This is a genomic window from Clostridia bacterium, assembly GCA_035628995.1.
Lineage (GTDB): Bacteria > Bacillota > Clostridia > Lutisporales > Lutisporaceae > BRH-c25.
In genome coordinates this window covers 48,743-65,095 of record DASPIR010000028.1, presented here as the reverse complement: position 1 = coordinate 65,095, position 16,353 = coordinate 48,743, and the positions used below count along the sequence as shown (strand labels likewise).

Below are 16,353 nucleotides of genomic sequence, written 5' to 3'. Positions count from 1 at the left end.
TGATGCAATAACATCAGTGACTAATATTTTAATATGGAAGTTTCATTTATTAGTCTTGGAGGTCTATATGAAAAAGGTGATTTTGATTCCTGATTCCTTTAAAGGCAGTCTAAGCTCCGAAGAAATATGCAAGATTATGAAAAGCACGGTAATTAAACATTTTAGCGATTGCGAGGTTGTTGAAATACCTGTCGCTGATGGCGGAGAAGGTAGTGTTGACTGTTTCTTAGCGGCTTTGGGCGGAGAGAGGATAAATCTTAATGTCACAGGTCCATTCTTCAATAAGGTTGGTGCTTTCTATGGATTATTAGCTGATGGGAAAACAGCTGTAATTGAGATGGCAGTTTGTGCAGGTCTCCCAATGGTCGGAGAGGATAAAAATCCATTGATAACAACGACTTATGGTGTTGGAGAGCTTATAGCTCATGCGGCAAATAATGGAGTTAAGAGAATCATTCTAGGTCTTGGCGGAAGTTGTACAAATGATGCTGGGACTGGTGCAGCTGCAGCTCTTGGAACCAGATTCTACGACGATAGAAATTGTGAGTTTATACCTGTAGGAGGCACTATAAAAAAAATTAAAAGGATAGACAATTCAGATATGCTGCCCTTACTTAAAGATATAGAAATTGTCGTGATGTGTGACGTAGATAATCCTATGTATGGAGAGAGGGGAGCAGCGTATATATTCGCACCGCAAAAGGGCGCGGATGACAGCATGATAAGGGAGCTTGATGAAGGACTCATCAATGTTGCTGAAATAATAAAGAAAGATCTGTCGATGGATGTTGCGAATATAAAAGGCGGCGGTGCAGCAGGCGGTATGGGTTCAGGAATGGTCGCTTTCTTGAACGCAGCTTTGTGCATGGGTATTGACGTTGTTTTAGATACAGTTGATTTTGAGAACATAGCTCTTGACGCAGACCTAATATTTACGGGGGAGGGGAAAATTGATTCTCAAAGCTTGAGAGGCAAGGTGGTAGCGGGAGTAGCAAGGAGGGCGAAACCTCTAGGTGTTCCTGTTGTTGCGGTTGTGGGTTGCATTTGCGATGGTATTGAGAATATATATGATTTGGGTGTTTCTGCGGTTTTCAGTATAAACCAAAGGCCAACGTCACTGGATGAAGCAATACTTCATGGTAAGAGCAATATGGATAAAACTATGGATAATATCATAAGGTTTATAAAGGCGATGGAGGCTTAAAGGGTAAACATAGAACACCGCATTTTAGGATGCAGTGCTTTTTCTTTATACAAGCAGGTTTCATTTTATAAATTTTAGCAAATCTCTCGCAAGCTTAGGCGGGTTTATTGCTGCAAAGGAAGAGATAATAGAATTCGTAAAGAATTCAGCTTATAGCTTCATACTGAGGAGACCCACCAGGCCCCACGCTATTACGGCATAAACTGCCATTCCAATTATGAGGGTAGGCTCGAATACGGACTTTGCAGCAAGTCCGTAGGGTACAAAAGAGTTAAAAATTCCAGAGAAGGGCGCTGCAAAGAAATTCGCAGCAGAATATAAAAATGATACAAATGCATTTTGAGAATTAGCACCAAGAATCCTGAAAATGAAACGGAATGCAAGAAGTATCTCAATTACACCAAGTATATAATATATTGCGTTTCTGCTTTGAGTAAACCAAGAAGGCATTTTATAGCTTTCATGCAGCGCGGTTTCATCATTGTTTATACTTTTCAATTTAGTCTCATTACCTCGTTGCTTTTTGCTGCTGCTATTCATATGACTCATATATTGCTCCTATACTCCTGTAATAATGTTATCTAACATAGTATTTTCATTTATAACGAGAATATGTGCCGGGTCCGTGGCAAACATAAGGCATAATTATACAAATATTAGTAAAATAATAGTTAATTAGTTATATTTATCTAATAGGTATGATAGTTAATTATCAAACAATGGATAAATATGGTTGACTAATAATTAACAGAGTCTTATAATGTAACTATAATGAGAATAATTACAACGAAATATGTTAAATACATATAAATAAAAAAACTAAAGGGGGATTATTGTGAAAAAGTTAAAAGTGTTATCTATCGTCCTGGTTTTGGTTATGGCACTGGCAGTTGTAGCAGATGCCAGCAGCTTGGTAGCTCCAGTTACTGCTAAAGCTTATCAAGGGTTTGCCATGGTTCCGGCATTTCGTGTAGGACCTGGAAAAGATGCTAATGGAGTACAGGTTTATACTATGACTACAGTAATGGCAAACGCAATATTTGATGCGGACGGAAGAGTAGTCAATGTTATTTTCGATTCTTTAGAAGTTTCAACTCCGAACTATGACGGCGCGAGCATGCCTCACTTCTCCGGCTGGCCTGCAACACCAGGATACAATGTATCAAGTCATGAAGGAGATAATTCAAAAGTAACCGGTGTATCCACCAACACTAACGAAACTATAGCAGCTGAAGTTACTGGATGGAAGACAAAACGTGAACGTGGTGATGCTTACGGCATGAACGCAACTAATGATTGGCATAAGCAGGCTGACTTCTATCAGAATTTCTTTGTTGGCAAGACTGTTGCAGAATTAGAGCAGTGGGCTGCTAAGAACACTTCAGACCTTAACGGACGTCCTCTGAGGGTTCCGGCAGAAACAACAAAACCAGAAGACAAAGCAAAGTATGAAAAGCTTACTGCAGCAGAAAAGGCAGTACTTGCTGATGTAGTATCTGGAGCAACTATGAGCCTTAAAGATGCACACGGCGATTTCATTGCTACACTTAAGAAAGCATATGCAAATCGTGTAGAGATTAAAGTTCCAATACAGGTAGAGTATTCTGTTAATATGCAGTAAATAGGTTAATAATAAGGTATCCTGGAAGGTAGTGTTGATTACTTTTCAGGATACCTTTTTTATTGTACTTTAAATACTATTTGCTCTTTAGCCATTCAAAGAATTCAAAAACATCGTCAAACTCTTTTCCAAATCTATTTCTGATATCATCAAAATCCTCAATAACTACTTCAACCTTAGAGTTTATATCCCGTTGCTTTGCTTTAATTACATATTGCGTATTATTGTAAATTGCGTCACCCTCATAAAAAAAACTAACCGTATCTACACTCACAATATACATCCCCCTTAAAGAACTATTTAATAGATTTATATTGTTTTGGTTTAGAAATATTATCTTTTCTGCAAAAAAAGTGCCAAGCACTGAGTATAGTGGATACGGGGTTGTTGTGAGGTGTCTGACTCTTGCTATATCTGTCGATTTTACTTGCAATTTATCGAATATTTGGTAAAATATTAAATATGAGTTGGAATACTATGGTAAAATATACAGGAACTTAAAGGGATATTAGCCATCAATAGAAAAGGTAAACTTGTCGAAAGACAAGGACACAAAGCCACGGGTCTAAAGCAAAAGCCAAGACAGCCGGGTTGCCGAAAGAATACATGCATGCAACCATGTCTTTAAGGCATGGTTTTTATATTTCAATGCCATTCGGCAGACTGAACCCAGGTATACGATACCTGTACTAATTATTCGAGGAGATGATACAAATGAAGAAACTAACATTGTTATCTGCAGTAATTATCATGGTGATTATGGCATTTCAAAATTCTATTGGAGTATTTGCTTCAGACAATAGCAGTGCAAGTGGTTTAAACACAAGCCAGGTGAATAATGACATGCTAACCTTAATTATAGAAAATGATAGGTACGGATTCATAAATCAAGAGGGAAAAGCAGTTGTGTATCCGCAATACAGCAGTGCATATGATTTCTCAGAGGGACTTGCCCCTGTTAATGTAGACGGTAAATGGGGATTTATAAATGCAAAGGGTGAAATGGCAATCAGACCACAGTTTACTCATGTTCAAGGCTTTTATGACGGTGTGTCCATTGTTAGAATGGGAGATAAATATGGGCATATCGATAAATCCGGTAAAATAATGGCATATTGCGATTACTATGAATCTTATACTTATTTCTCTGATGGATTGGCTGCTGTTGAAGTAAACGGCAAATGGGGAGCAGTAGATAAAAGTGGAAAATTGGTGGTAAAGGCTGAGTGGCCTGGGGACTTTTCTTTTTCGGAAGGTTTGGCAAAAGTCGAAATAGACAATAAATACGTATATATAGATAAAACAGGAAAAGTAGCAATAAAACTTCAGTTTGAGGAAGCGAAGAATTTTTCGGAAGGTTTGGCTGCGGTATATTCTAATGGGAAGTGGGGGTATATAGATAAGACAGGCAAGTTTATAATAACTCCCCAATTCTCACTTGCAGAATCCTTTAGTGAAGGATATGCAGCAATATTGTCCGATGGCAAATGGGGGTATATTGATAAGACTGGTACTGTCAAGATAAAGCCCGTTTATGACCAAGTGTATCCTTTTTCGGAAGGTTTGGCTACGTTAAAACTAAATGGCAAATGGGGAGCTATTGATAAGGCTGGCAATGCAGTCATTAAATATACTTTCGAATACATCGCTCCCTTCCATGGAGGCTTGGCATTTATTGAGGATAGTGGGGATACATTTTGGGGATATATAGATAAAAAAGGGAATGTCGTATGGAATAGTGTTGATAAACCAGTTGGCCCAAATGTAAGCGCCGAAGAAAAGCTGTATGGCATTTCTTTAAACCATAAATATGGCTTTATGGATAAAAGCGGGAAATTAGTGGTTGAGCCTCAATATGATGGGTCATATATGTTCTATGAGGGGTTAGGCGCTGTTAAGAAGGATAATAAATGGGGTTATATTGACAGTAAAGGTAATGTGGTTATAGACTTTAAATATGATTTGACATACTATTTTGTTGGTGGGCTTGCAAATGTAAAGCTTGGAGAAAAATGGGGATATATTGACAAGACCGGTAAGCAGGTCACAGAGATAAAATTTGATAACCAAGCATTTCTCAGATATGGCTTAGCTGTGGTTAAGAGTGAAGGCAAAGCCGGTTATATTGATATTAGCGGTAAATATATAATAAATCCGGGTTTCGAAGATGCGGACGGATTTAGCGGAGACTTGGCAGCAATAAAACTAAATGGCAAATGGGGCTATATAGATAAAACCGGAAAGATAGTTGTTCAGCCGGCATATGAAAAGGCACTTTGGTTTTATGAAGGCTTGGCAGCTGTAGAGACAGGTGAAAAGTGGGGCTTCATAGATAAGAATGGAAAGCAGGTTACTTCAATACAGTATGAGGATGCCAGATATTTTGTCGATGGGATGGCACCAGTCAAAAAGAACGGTAAATGGGGATTTGTCGATAAGACTGGTAAGGTAGTTGTAGAACCACTTTATGAGGATGTAAAGTATTTCAGTGAGGGAATTGCTGGAATAAAGAGTAATGACAAATGGGGGTTAATTGATAAATCCGGTAAGGTGCTGTGCGAGCCACAGTTTAAAGATGTAGGAAGCTATAGCGAAGGTATGATATCTGTAAGGCTAGGACTGGTGTATGAAAGTAAAAATAGTAAGACAACCTTGTACAGAGAGGGTTATGCTGATAAAAATGGCAACATCATAATAAGCCCCCAGTTCGGGCAGGCAGATAGTTTTAAGGACGGAATGGCAGAAGTATATCTGGATACATATGGAGTTGCTCCTGAGACGCCATATGGCAAAGGCTATATATATAAAAGCGGCACTTTTATCTGGGATCCAAGAGAGTATAAAAAATAGGACAATATAGGGCTTACAGAGTTTTTGTGCTATACAATTAAGAAGCATCATAGAGCCAATATGGCAATATGATGTTTCTTTTTTTATTATACAAATATATATGTTAAAATTTATTTATACAGATAAACCAGCTGCAGCTACTATTAAATCTGAATTATCAAAATTGTCAGTCGTATATGATGACAAGATTGGTTTTCTTTGAATTGCAAAACCTTTTCCTTGCGCTTACTATTAAGGTAAAATAATAAGGGAGGTTAGGCTATGAGTACTGAAAGAGTCTATGCCAATACTAAAAAAGGTACTAATGTTAAGGCCGGTGTTCAGAAGTTCGGGGGCTTCATGGCTGGGATGATCATTCCTAATATCGGTGCTATCTTGGCATGGGGTACTATCACTTTGTTTGTTATCCCGACAGGGTGGGCACCTAATGAAAACCTGTTAAAGATGGTCGGTCCTATGATTACTTATTTAATTCCTATTCTGGTAGGCTATACAGGTGGAAAACTGGTACATGGCACAAGAGGTGGTGTAGTGGGCGCAATTGCGACTGCTGGTATTATTATAGGTGCATCAATTCCGATGATTCTCGGTGCTATGATGATGGGTCCTTTAGGCGGGTGGGTAACGAAGAAATTTGACAAGCTCGTTGAAGGTAAGATTCCAACAGGTTTTGAAATGCTTGTCGATACTTTTTCTACAGGTATTTTGGGAGCACTGCTTTCCATATTTGCTTTTATAATAGCTGAGCCTATAGTAACTGCCATTTCAATGACACTGGGCGGTGCTGCAAAAGTTATTACAGATGCAGGTTTGCTTCCTCTTATAGCAATAGTTATTGAACCTGGGAAGGTATTGTTCATGAACAATGCCATAAACCACGGAGTTCTGGCTCCTCTGGGAATTCAACAGGTTACAGAAATGGGAAAATCAATATTCTTCCTGCTTGAAAGTAATCCTGGCCCTGGACTTGGTATCCTGCTTGCATTCTGGCTCTGCGGTAAGGGAGCTGCAAGGCAGTCTGCCCCAGGTGCAGTGATAATCCATTTCCTCGGTGGTATTCATGAAGTATATTTCCCATATATACTTATGAAGCCATTACTCATAATTGCTGCAATAGGCGGCGGAATTGCTGCAGATTTCACCTTTGTTTTATTGAAAGCCGGTCTTGTTGCAACACCAGCACCAGGAAGTATATTTGCAGAGATGGCAATGGCTCCTAAAGGAGGCTTGCTGCCGGTATTAGCAGGTATCACAATCGGTGCTGTAGTATCCTTCCTCATTGCTGCAATAATCCTTAAGAGAGACAAGACTGAAGTTGAAGTAGACTCGTTGGATACAGCAAAGCAGATGGTTTCGCATATGAAGGCTGAAAGCAAAGGACAGAAGGTCGTAACTGTAAAGCTTCCAAAGGTTATAGTTTTCGCTTGTGAGGCAGGGATGGGTTCATCTGCAATGGGAGAATCCATATTGAAGAAAAAGATAAAAGAGGCTGGACTGGATATAGAAGTTAAGCATTCTGCAGTTAACCAGTTATCTTATGATGCAGAAGTTATTTTTACCCAGGAGAGCCTTGTTGATAGAGCAGCCCAGGTAGCTCCCAATGCAGAAATAGTAACAATCAAAAACTTCCTGGAGCAGACTGCCTATGATGAGTATCTGAGCAGGTTCAAGAATTAAAAAGTCAGATATCGAAATATAGATAAGGTTGTGAACAGTATGGATAGTTTTACCGTCAGGCAAAAGTTCATATTGAATAATCTGATTGAGAAAGGCCCTTTAACTACCAAGGGCCTCTCTCAGCAGATTGATGTAAGCGAGCGCACCATACTTAGGGAGGTGTCCTCTATTAATGATTGGCTGAAGCAGTACAGCCTACGTATCTCGGATATCGGAGGCAAGCTTCATTTAAGCGGAAGCCCGGAACAACTGGATATGATTCTAAAGCTTTTCGGGGGAGTACCCCTTTTGTGGATGCTTACCCAGGAGCAAAGACAGGTACTGATAACAGCTCAGCTTCTGCTATCTAGAGAACCTATAAAATCAGCATATTTCAGCTGCCAATTCAATGTAGTGGAAGGCACCATAATTTTTTATCTTGATAAAATTGAAAGCTGGCTTAGGACTAAGAATTTGAAGCTCATAAGAAGAAGAGGGTATGGCTTGGAAATTATCGGTTCCGGTTGGAATAAGAGAAATGCATTTGCCGAGCTTCTTTACAATTATAAGTCTATAAGCGAGCTTCTGGCGTTTTTGTATGAAGACAACAATGATTATTCACTCCATGCCTTTTTCAGTGTTACATTTGGTGAAAAACTTGTTTCTAATGTGAAAGGTATGCTGAAAAAACTGTATTCTGAAAGCAATATGCTGAAGGCCAACGATGTGGACTATTTCAGCACTTTTATTCATTTGCTGCTTGCAATTGAGAGAACTCGGAGCGGTATGCCTATCGAGCTTCCTGATTATCTCATAAAAGACACATTATCGATGAATGAGTTTTCCTTTATAAAGGACATTGAAAATGTACTTGATGAAAACGGAATCAAGCTTCCTGACAGTGAACTTGCTTATCTTGCAATTCACCTGACGGAAGATAACAATATATATACAGATGACAAGGTACCCAAAGAATTAGGCTTCGACCTTGAGGATTCCATCAGGGAAATCATACATATTACAGGAAAAAGGCTGAATATAGCAATAGAGTGTGACAATCAGCTGATAGTCGGACTTAGACAACATATTAACCCTGCGTTGTATAGACTGACGATGGGGTTGGAGGTAAGGAATCCTATAATCAATGAGATAAAAGAGTATTACAGTGATTTATTTGACGCTGTAGATTATGCATGCAGGCTTGTTTTTTCAAAGTATAACCTGATTATTCCGGCTAATGAAGTAGGTTATGTAACTATGCATATCGGTGCGGCAATAGAAAGGCAACATGGCTTTGAGAGCAGAATGCGGGTATTGGTTATTTGCCCTAATGGCATGAGCACAGCTAAGATATTGTTTGGTAAGCTAAAAAGCAAGTTTCCAGAGATAGATATAATAGATATATGCTCTCTGCGGGAAATGGATGAAAAGATCAAAGAGGACTATGACATTGTTCTGTCAACTGTTCAGGTCAGTAAGAAGCCGGATAGCGGGATAATTATGATATCACCATTTCTGCCGAACAAGGATATTGAGAAGGTAAGCGCGATGATTAAAAGCAAAGCGGGGGAAAACAGCAAGCTGAAGAAGAATGTGTCTGTGAATTTCGACGATGATGTAGCAGAGACAGAAGTGGATTTCATTGCAGCAGACAATATGCTGAAGAATTTCAAACTAAAGACCATTGCTTCCGAAGATATTCAAAGCACAATAAAGGAAGTTGTGCGTGAGCTTTTTGAATCCAATGTCATTGCAGAAAGAGAGATGGTAGAGAAACAAATAAAAAAGAGAGAAGAAAAGGGCAGTGTTGTAATTCCGGGAAGCCATGTGGCCTTGGTTCACATCAGGACACAAGAAATCGATGAGCCATTTGTTGGAGTATTCAGGCTAGAGCATTTTATAGAAATGAAAAGCGCCGGGTTTTCCATAGAAAATGTTGATACCATTTTAGTTATGCTTGCGAGGAAGAGTGAAAGCGATTATATATTGGAAGCCCTGGGAAAAATCAGTGCATCCCTTGTAGAAGAAAATAGCTTTATAAATGTTCTAAGATTTGGTGATATAAAGGACATAAGAAATGAAATTGTAGAAATAATCAACAGGGAGGAAAGTAGATGAACAATCTAATATTGAATGAAGAAAACATATTGCTGAACACTGCAGCAGAGGGTAAATACGATGCTATTGAAAGAGCTGGAAGACTGCTGGCAGATAACGGATATGTAGCTATAGAATATGTAGAGGGTATGAAAAAAAGAGAAGACGAGATAACAACGTACATCGGAAATGGAATAGCAATTCCCCACGGGACATCTGAATATATTAAGCATATAAGGAAATCTGGGATTGTTGTTGTGCAGTATCCGGAAGGAGTAGATTTCGGAGCTGGGAATGTTGCGTTTATACTGATTGGGATTGCAGGGCAAAACGATGAGCATTTGGAAATATTGTCTGCTATTGCACTTGTGTGCTCGGATGAGCAAAATGTTGATAAGCTTCGAAACGCCTGCACCAAGGAGGAAATCATATCAATACTGACAGAGGGTGATGTGTAGATGATAAAAACAGTAACTATGAATCCTGCTGTAGATAAAACTGTTGAGATTGTTAATTTTAGGGTTGGTGCCGTTAATAGGATTTCATCCTTAAAACTTGATGCAGGGGGAAAAGGCATCAACGTCTCAAAGACTATAAAGGCATTGGACGGCAGCAGTCTGGCAACAGGAATTCTTGCGGGCAAAACCGGTGAATACATAAAGAGCTATCTTGATCAAATGGGAGTGGACAATGATTTCACTTTTGTAAAGGGAGAGACGAGAACCAATGTAAAGGTAGTTGACAGATTGAACCACACCAATACTGACATAAATGAGCCAGGTATTATTGATATTACTCAGGAGGATTTGAGTTCCCTTGAGAGGAGTATTTTCGACCGCATGGGTAAGGATGATATTCTGGTATTATCCGGAAGTGTACCTTCCAATGTCTCATCGGGCATTTATAGAGAATGGACCGAGAGAGCTGGAAAATCTGGTGTCAAAGTTTTACTTGATGCGGACGGAGAGCTGCTGAGGGAAGGCATAAAAGCAAGACCCTGCTTAGTAAAGCCTAATATTAACGAACTGGAAAGATTATTAAGCAGGAAGCTTGCGAATATAGATGAGGTTGCTTACGCAGCAAAGAGCCTGCTTGATACTGGGATAGAGATAATTGCTGTTTCTCTGGGAGCTGATGGGGCTGTATTTGTGAAAAAGGATAAAGCCATATATGCCGAGGGGCTTACGGTGGATGTCAGAAGCACAGTGGGGGCAGGGGATGCAATGGTCGCGTCCCTGGCGCTTGCATTTATTCGAGATTATACCTTTGAAAAGGCTGTAACTCTATCTGTTGCGACAGCAGCAGCAAATGTAGCCAGCTCCGGTACTCAGCCCCCAAGACTGGAGGATGTGCTCAGGTATGAAAGTCAGGTGCGTTTAAATTCCTTGAAATAACGTTTGGAGGTCACGTATATGAAAACAAGAGCAGTAAGATTATATGGAGAAAACGATTTGCGGTTGGAAACTTTCGAGCTGCCGGAAATAAAGGAAGATGAAATACTTGTAGAGATAATTTCTGATAGTGTTTGCATGTCGACGTACAAGGCTGCGATATTGGGAAAAAAACATAAAAGGGTACCGAAGGACGTTTCGGAGAACCCGATAATTGTGGGACACGAATTTTCCGGCAATATAATCAAAGTCGGTTCCAAATGGAAGAATAAATTCAAAGAAGGAAGCAAATTTGCACAGCAGCCTGCTTTGAACTACAAAGGAACAATGTGGTCTCCGGGCTACTCTTATATGTATTTCGGAGGAGATGCCACATATAACATCATACCGCAGGAGGTCATGGAGATAGGCTGTCTGCTGAACTATGAGGGAGAAACCTATTATGAGGCATCCTTGGCAGAACCCATGTCCTGTATAATTGGCGCTTTTCATGCAAATTACCATACAGATATGGGCAATTATGTACACAAGATGGGAATAGCTGAAGGCGGCAGGATGGCATTGCTGGCAGCAGCCGGACCAATGGGGCTGGGGGCTGTAGACTACGCGCTGCATTGTGATAGAAGGCCTGGCCTTTTAGTTGTGACGGATATAGACGATGACAGAATAGAGCGGGCAAAAAAAATATTTACACAAGAGGAAGCACAAAATTGCGGTGTAGAGCTGATGTTTGTAAATACTGCGAAAATTGCTGATGTCACTGGCTATCTTAAATCATTGACCGGTGGAGTGGGGTATGACGATGTACTTGTCTTTGCACCTGTGAAGGCTGTTTTTGAGCAAGGAGACAGTATTCTTGCCAGGGATGGCTGCTTGAATTTCTTTGCCGGACCGACAAATACGGACCTTTCAGCAGAATTGAACCTTTACAATATACACTATGCCTCTACTCATGTAATGGGCACTACAGGGGGGAACACAGAGGATCTTATAGAATCCTTGAAGCTTACAGAGAAGAAGTTTATAAACCCCGCTGTAATGGTTACGCATATTGGAGGCTTGGACTCAGTTGCCGATACAGTCCTGAACCTGCCAAAGATTCCGGGGGGGAAAAAGCTCATATACACTCATATTGAAATGGAGCTGACAGCTATTAACGATTTTGAAAAAAAGGGTAAAGACAACCCTCATTTTACAAAGCTCGCAGAAATAGTAAACCGAAATAAAGGCCTATGGTGCGCCGAAGCCGAGAGATATCTGCTTGAAAACTGGAAATAAGAAGCGGTTATGTTTTAGTCCAATACTGAAAAAAAGTTTGGAGGGATATCCGTGATATATAAGGGTATTGCCGGTTCGGAAGGAATTGCAGCCGGAAGAGCTTATGTATATAAGAATGAACAGGCTGAGATAGATAAGGCAAGCATATCAGCAGAGTCTATAACGGTTGAATTGAACAGGCTGGATGAGGGAATAAGGAATAGCAAAGCACAGCTTGAAGAGCTTAAGGTGAGGGTTGCTGCAGAGCTTGATGAGGGAAAAGCCCAAATATTCGAGGCACATATGATGATGCTGGAGGATCCTGAGTTTGTTGACGCTATCAAGACAGCAATAAAAACCGATCTGGCAAATGCTGCATATGCCGTCTTGAAGACTGCAGATTTTTATATTTCGATATTCGAGAATATAGAGGATGCTTATATGAGGGAAAGAGCTGCCGATATTAAGGATATAAGCAGCAGACTGATAAGAAATATTGCAGGGGTATCCTTACAGGGTTTGAGTGGGATAGGAGCCCCGGTTATTGTAGTGGCCCATGACCTTACACCCTCTGACACAGCATTGATGAACAAGCACCTTGTACTGGGTTTTACAACTGATATAGGGGGCGGCACCTCACATACTGCAATAATGGCAAGAAGTCTGGGAATCCCGGCGGTTCTCGGAATGGGGGATATTAGCAGGAAAATCAGCGACGGCGATTATGTAATAATTGACGGTCTTGAAGGTTTGGTAATAATAAACCCTGACAATGAGCAGCAAGCTGAATACAAACAGAAAATCAGAGAATATAGAGAATATAGGGAGAACCTTGAAAACCAGGCTTATTTACCTGCGGTCACCATTGATGGAAGAAGAGTAGAAATTGCTGGCAACATCGGGACTCCAGAGGACATTGACAGTGTCAGAACAAATGGAGGAGATGGAGTCGGGCTTTTCCGAACTGAATTTTTATATATGAACAGGAATGCTCTTCCCACTGAGGAGGAGCAGTACGATGAATACAGAAAGGCTGCGGTTGGACTTGAAGGCAAGCCTATTATAATAAGAACTCTGGATATAGGGGGAGATAAGAAACTGAGCTATCTTCCGCTGCCTGAAGAAATGAATCCGTTCCTGGGGTGGAGAGCTATTAGAATCTGCCTGGAGAGGAAGGATATTTTCAAAACACAGCTTAGAGCCATACTTAGAGCGAGCATATCAGGTAATATTCTTATCATGTTTCCTATGATTTCTGGGGTTGGGGAAGTAAGGGAAGCAAAGAAAGTGCTTGAGGAGGCCAAGACTGAGCTAAGAAGTGAGAACATAAGATTTGATGAAAATATAAAGGTTGGTATAATGGTAGAAATACCATCGGCTGCCATGACGGCGGATGTAATTGCTAAAGAGGTGGATTTTTTCAGCATAGGAACCAACGACTTGTGTCAATATTCATTGGCAGTAGACAGGATGAATCCGAAGGTGTCAAAGCTGTATCAACCGCTGCATCCGGGAATACTGAGGCTCATAAAGAATGTTATAGATGAATCCCACAAGCATGGTAAGTTTACCGGAATGTGCGGGGAGATGGCAGGGAGCATTGAGGCATGCGTCATACTCCTTGGACTTGGACTTGACGAGTTCAGTATGAGTGCTGTATCAATACCGGTGATTAAAAATATCGTAAGGAAAATCAGTTGCGAAAAGGCTGAAGTAATTGCAGAGCATGCACTTGCCATGGAAACACCGGAAGAGGTGCTGGAGTATTCACGAGAGATTTTAAAGCAGCTTAATGTCGAACTCGTTTAGGGAGGGTGAAAACATGAAATCAGAGAAGGTTACAATAATAAATGAAACCGGACTGCATGCAAGACCAGCATCAATATTCGTCAATATGGCAGCGAAATTCAAATCTGAACTGATGGTACAGAAAGGGGAAAAACAGGTTAACGCAAAATCAATACTGGCTGTGTTGTCCCTGGGTATATCCAAAGGAACAGAAATTACAATTTCAGCGCAGGGACCTGACGAAGAAGAAGCTGTAAGCAAGCTTGTGGAACTAATTCAACTGAAATTTAACGAATAACAGAAATATAGAACAAAAGCACTGCCTTTTCGAGATGTGGTGCTTTTGTTCTGAATGGCAATGGGGTAAAATAGTATAAAAGGATATCTGTTAAGGAAGGTGTATTATATGGATTTCTTACAGCTTGCGAAAAAAAGATACTTTGTAAGGAGCTACCAACCAAAGATGGTTGAGGAAGAAAAGCTTTTGAAAATATTGGAGGCGGGAAGGGTAGCACCTACAGGAGCTAATAGGCAGCCCCACAGACTGATTGTCGTTCGGGAAGCGTCAGGTTTGGAAAGACTGAAAAAAGCAGCCAATGTATATGGGGCTCCCTTGGCTATCATAGTGTGTGCAGATCATAATATCTCTTGGAAAAGGCATTATGATAAAAAAGATATAGCTGACATAGATGCTGCTATTGTGACTGATCATATGATGCTTGAAGCTACAGAGTTGGCCTTGGGAACACTGTGGATATGTCATTTTAATCCAGAGGTACTCAAGAAGGAGTTTAATATCCCTGAGAACGTTGAGCCGTTTAATATTCTAGCCATGGGCTATGCTGCTGGAGCTGCTGAATCACCGGATAGACATGACGAACTAAGATTGCCTCTTGAAGATTTTGTGTTTAATGAATCGTATAAATAATATGCGGAATACTGCATTCTAAATTAGATGCAGTATTTTTTTATACTTCTATGTTATAATATGCTAAGAAAGCTGATGGATAAAAGTAAAAGCGTAAAGGCGAGTGAGACAACAATGAGATTTTTATCTGATTTTATTAAAGGATTATTTATAGGTATTGGAGCAGTTGCCCCTGGCGTAAGCGGGGGGGCTCTTGCGGTAATATTCGGAATATATGAAAAAATAACAGATGCCATCGCAAATGTTTTTAAGGATTTTAGAAAAAAAGTAGTTTTCTTTTTTCCCTTAGCTCTTGGGGGTGCCGTTGGAGTACTTGCTTTCAGCAGGATTATGAAATATCTTTTTCGTTACTATGATGTACAGGTTAAGTACCTTTTTATAGGGCTCATGATTGGAACACTTCCCTCTGTACTTAAACAAGCTAACAAGAAAGGCTTCAAAAGGGTTTATATAATACCTTGCATTATCGCATTTGGTGTGACTTTACTGGCCATAGCGCTGGAGAATGGTGGTATTAATATTAATCCGGAGGTAAAGCCGGGGATACTGCATCTTGCTGCATACGGTGCCATCATAGGCATCGGGACAATAGTGCCTGGTATAAGTGCCTCATTTGTGCTGATGTATATCGGAGCATATCAAGTAGTACTTGAAGGAATTGCAGATATTGATCTGGCAGTTCTTGTGCCTGTTGGAATTGGATTTGTAGTGAGCATTATTTTGTTTGCCAAGCTGATAAGCCTGCTTTTCAAGAGAATTTACGGATATACATATTATGCCGTGCTGGGTTTTGTAATGGGCTCAATTATAGCAATATTCCCAGGGGTGGCCTTCAGTTCCAAATATTTGATCAGCATATTCATTTTTGCTGCAGGATTTTACTTGTCCCTTACTTTAAGCAACTATATGAAAGAAGAATAGAATAATTAAAGCAACTTATATAAAGCACTGCATTTGATAAGAAAATGCAGTGCTTTTTGTCGTTATATAAAAAAATTAATTAGTATATATTGACAAAAATTACATATATGGTATATTGTGTATAAGAACATATGTTCGTAAAAGGAGGGGTAAATAGTGGATGAATTCTATAAATACATATTGCTGTCTCTTGTATCCGAACTGAACGGCGAGAGGGGAAAGGCATTTTTCATCAGTCTGCTCCGAGGTTCCAAGCAGAAAAAAGTTTTATATATGCTGAACAAGAAATCCTTGTGGGGTTATTATAATTTGTTAGGCTTGCTGAGCAGGAGCAGTGTAGAAGCAATGTATGATGAGCTGATAGAAAGCAAAGTCCTGCAAATAAAAAATAACAGGCTGACGGATGGGTTTCTTTATCCCTTGCTTCATCTGGACCAAGCCGCGAAACAGTTCTTGGATGAGAAGGATAGTGAGTTCAGCGATAGGTTGAAGGAGGTTTTTGAATCAAACATCAAAATTATAGATATAAGCAGGCTGATGCTGGATTTGACGGGGCAGCCGGATTCTTTGCCTGATGCAGTATAAAAAGGTTAAAAAGCGCTGTATTCTTTTTGAATGCAGTCCTTTTATTCTTTTTGCC

General features: G+C 40.1%; 15 protein-coding genes and 1 riboswitch. Of the genes, 13 read left to right on the top strand and 2 right to left on the bottom strand.

Annotated elements, in window-relative coordinates; all coding sequences use genetic code 11:
• Positions 1 to 67: 67 nt before the first annotated feature.
• A complete protein-coding gene (locus VEB00_12695) occupies positions 68 to 1,204 on the top strand; it encodes a glycerate kinase (protein ID HYF83874.1) in 1,137 nt (378 codons plus the stop codon).
• A gap of 150 nt (positions 1,205 to 1,354) precedes the next feature.
• On the opposite strand, the gene VEB00_12690 is transcribed toward VEB00_12695, so the two are convergent.
• Entirely contained in the window at positions 1,355 to 1,753 is a 399-nt protein-coding gene (locus VEB00_12690; GenBank protein ID HYF83873.1) for a YggT family protein, read from the bottom strand.
• Between the two features lie 286 nt (positions 1,754 to 2,039).
• Here VEB00_12690 and VEB00_12685 point away from each other — a divergent pair, with 286 nt between their 5' ends.
• Positions 2,040 to 2,825 (top strand): FMN-binding protein, encoded by a 786-nt coding sequence (locus tag VEB00_12685; GenBank protein ID HYF83872.1) that lies wholly within the window; start codon positions 2,040 to 2,042, stop codon positions 2,823 to 2,825.
• Positions 2,826 to 2,901: 76 nt separating this feature from the next.
• Here the strand turns inward: VEB00_12685 and VEB00_12680 are convergent, their stop codons facing one another.
• On the bottom strand, positions 2,902 to 3,099 hold the full coding sequence (locus tag VEB00_12680) for a hypothetical protein (GenBank protein HYF83871.1): 198 nt from the start codon (positions 3,097 to 3,099) through the stop codon (positions 2,902 to 2,904).
• A 242-nt stretch (positions 3,100 to 3,341) separates the two neighbouring features.
• Positions 3,342 to 3,424, top strand: a riboswitch (cyclic di-GMP riboswitch).
• Positions 3,425 to 3,539: 115 nt separating this feature from the next.
• On the opposite strand from VEB00_12680, the gene VEB00_12675 reads away from it, so the two are divergent.
• The 11 genes from VEB00_12675 (at position 3,540) to VEB00_12625 (ending at position 16,298) form a co-directional block, all read left to right on the top strand.
• Positions 3,540 to 5,675 (top strand): WG repeat-containing protein, encoded by a 2,136-nt coding sequence (locus VEB00_12675; GenBank protein ID HYF83870.1) that lies wholly within the window; start codon positions 3,540 to 3,542, stop codon positions 5,673 to 5,675.
• Between the two features lie 261 nt (positions 5,676 to 5,936).
• On the top strand, positions 5,937 to 7,352 hold the full coding sequence (locus VEB00_12670; GenBank protein HYF83869.1) for a PTS mannitol transporter subunit IICB: 1,416 nt from the start codon (positions 5,937 to 5,939) through the stop codon (positions 7,350 to 7,352).
• Between the two features lie 39 nt (positions 7,353 to 7,391).
• Complete coding sequence (locus VEB00_12665) at positions 7,392 to 9,449, top strand: BglG family transcription antiterminator (protein ID HYF83868.1); 2,058 nt, start codon at positions 7,392 to 7,394, stop codon at positions 9,447 to 9,449.
• Positions 9,446 to 9,886 (top strand): PTS sugar transporter subunit IIA, encoded by a 441-nt coding sequence (locus tag VEB00_12660; protein HYF83867.1) that lies wholly within the window; start codon positions 9,446 to 9,448, stop codon positions 9,884 to 9,886. The genes VEB00_12665 and VEB00_12660 overlap by 4 nt, the downstream gene beginning before the upstream one ends.
• Positions 9,887 to 10,822: a 1-phosphofructokinase gene (gene pfkB / locus VEB00_12655; GenBank protein ID HYF83866.1), complete on the top strand. Its 936-nt coding sequence runs from the start codon at positions 9,887 to 9,889 to the stop codon at positions 10,820 to 10,822.
• 18 nt (positions 10,823 to 10,840) lie between these two features.
• Positions 10,841 to 12,097 (top strand): zinc-binding dehydrogenase, encoded by a 1,257-nt coding sequence (locus VEB00_12650; protein HYF83865.1) that lies wholly within the window; start codon positions 10,841 to 10,843, stop codon positions 12,095 to 12,097.
• A 54-nt stretch (positions 12,098 to 12,151) separates the two neighbouring features.
• Positions 12,152 to 13,885: a phosphoenolpyruvate--protein phosphotransferase gene (gene ptsP / locus VEB00_12645; protein ID HYF83864.1), complete on the top strand. Its 1,734-nt coding sequence runs from the start codon at positions 12,152 to 12,154 to the stop codon at positions 13,883 to 13,885.
• A 13-nt stretch (positions 13,886 to 13,898) separates the two neighbouring features.
• The gene (locus tag VEB00_12640; protein ID HYF83863.1) at positions 13,899 to 14,162 is read left to right on the top strand and encodes an HPr family phosphocarrier protein; all 264 of its coding nucleotides are present in this window, start codon (positions 13,899 to 13,901) and stop codon (positions 14,160 to 14,162) included.
• Between the two features lie 108 nt (positions 14,163 to 14,270).
• Positions 14,271 to 14,792 (top strand): nitroreductase family protein, encoded by a 522-nt coding sequence (locus tag VEB00_12635; GenBank protein ID HYF83862.1) that lies wholly within the window; start codon positions 14,271 to 14,273, stop codon positions 14,790 to 14,792.
• Between the two features lie 75 nt (positions 14,793 to 14,867).
• Positions 14,868 to 15,713: a DUF368 domain-containing protein gene (locus VEB00_12630; protein ID HYF83861.1), complete on the top strand. Its 846-nt coding sequence runs from the start codon at positions 14,868 to 14,870 to the stop codon at positions 15,711 to 15,713.
• A 156-nt stretch (positions 15,714 to 15,869) separates the two neighbouring features.
• Positions 15,870 to 16,298, top strand: coding sequence for an RQC domain-containing protein (locus tag VEB00_12625; GenBank protein HYF83860.1), 429 nt, complete (start codon positions 15,870 to 15,872; stop codon positions 16,296 to 16,298).
• The last annotated feature ends 55 nt before the right edge of the window (positions 16,299 to 16,353 follow it).

What these genes read in the sequence shown, in the direction of transcription:
- VEB00_12695 (HYF83874.1), top strand. Translation starts at nt 68, where the DNA reads ATGAAAAAGGTGATTTTGATTCCTGATTCCTTTAAAGGCAGTCTAAGC.
- VEB00_12690 (HYF83873.1), bottom strand. Translation starts at nt 1,753, where the DNA reads ATGAGTCATATGAATAGCAGCAGCAAAAAGCAACGAGGTAATGAGACT.
- VEB00_12675 (HYF83870.1), top strand. Translation starts at nt 3,540, where the DNA reads ATGAAGAAACTAACATTGTTATCTGCAGTAATTATCATGGTGATTATG.
- VEB00_12670 (HYF83869.1), top strand. Translation starts at nt 5,937, where the DNA reads ATGAGTACTGAAAGAGTCTATGCCAATACTAAAAAAGGTACTAATGTT.
- VEB00_12665 (HYF83868.1), top strand. Translation starts at nt 7,392, where the DNA reads ATGGATAGTTTTACCGTCAGGCAAAAGTTCATATTGAATAATCTGATT.
- VEB00_12660 (HYF83867.1), top strand. Translation starts at nt 9,446, where the DNA reads ATGAACAATCTAATATTGAATGAAGAAAACATATTGCTGAACACTGCA.
- pfkB (HYF83866.1), top strand. Translation starts at nt 9,887, where the DNA reads ATGATAAAAACAGTAACTATGAATCCTGCTGTAGATAAAACTGTTGAG.
- VEB00_12650 (HYF83865.1), top strand. Translation starts at nt 10,841, where the DNA reads ATGAAAACAAGAGCAGTAAGATTATATGGAGAAAACGATTTGCGGTTG.
- VEB00_12640 (HYF83863.1), top strand. Translation starts at nt 13,899, where the DNA reads ATGAAATCAGAGAAGGTTACAATAATAAATGAAACCGGACTGCATGCA.
- VEB00_12635 (HYF83862.1), top strand. Translation starts at nt 14,271, where the DNA reads ATGGATTTCTTACAGCTTGCGAAAAAAAGATACTTTGTAAGGAGCTAC.
- VEB00_12630 (HYF83861.1), top strand. Translation starts at nt 14,868, where the DNA reads ATGGATAAAAGTAAAAGCGTAAAGGCGAGTGAGACAACAATGAGATTT.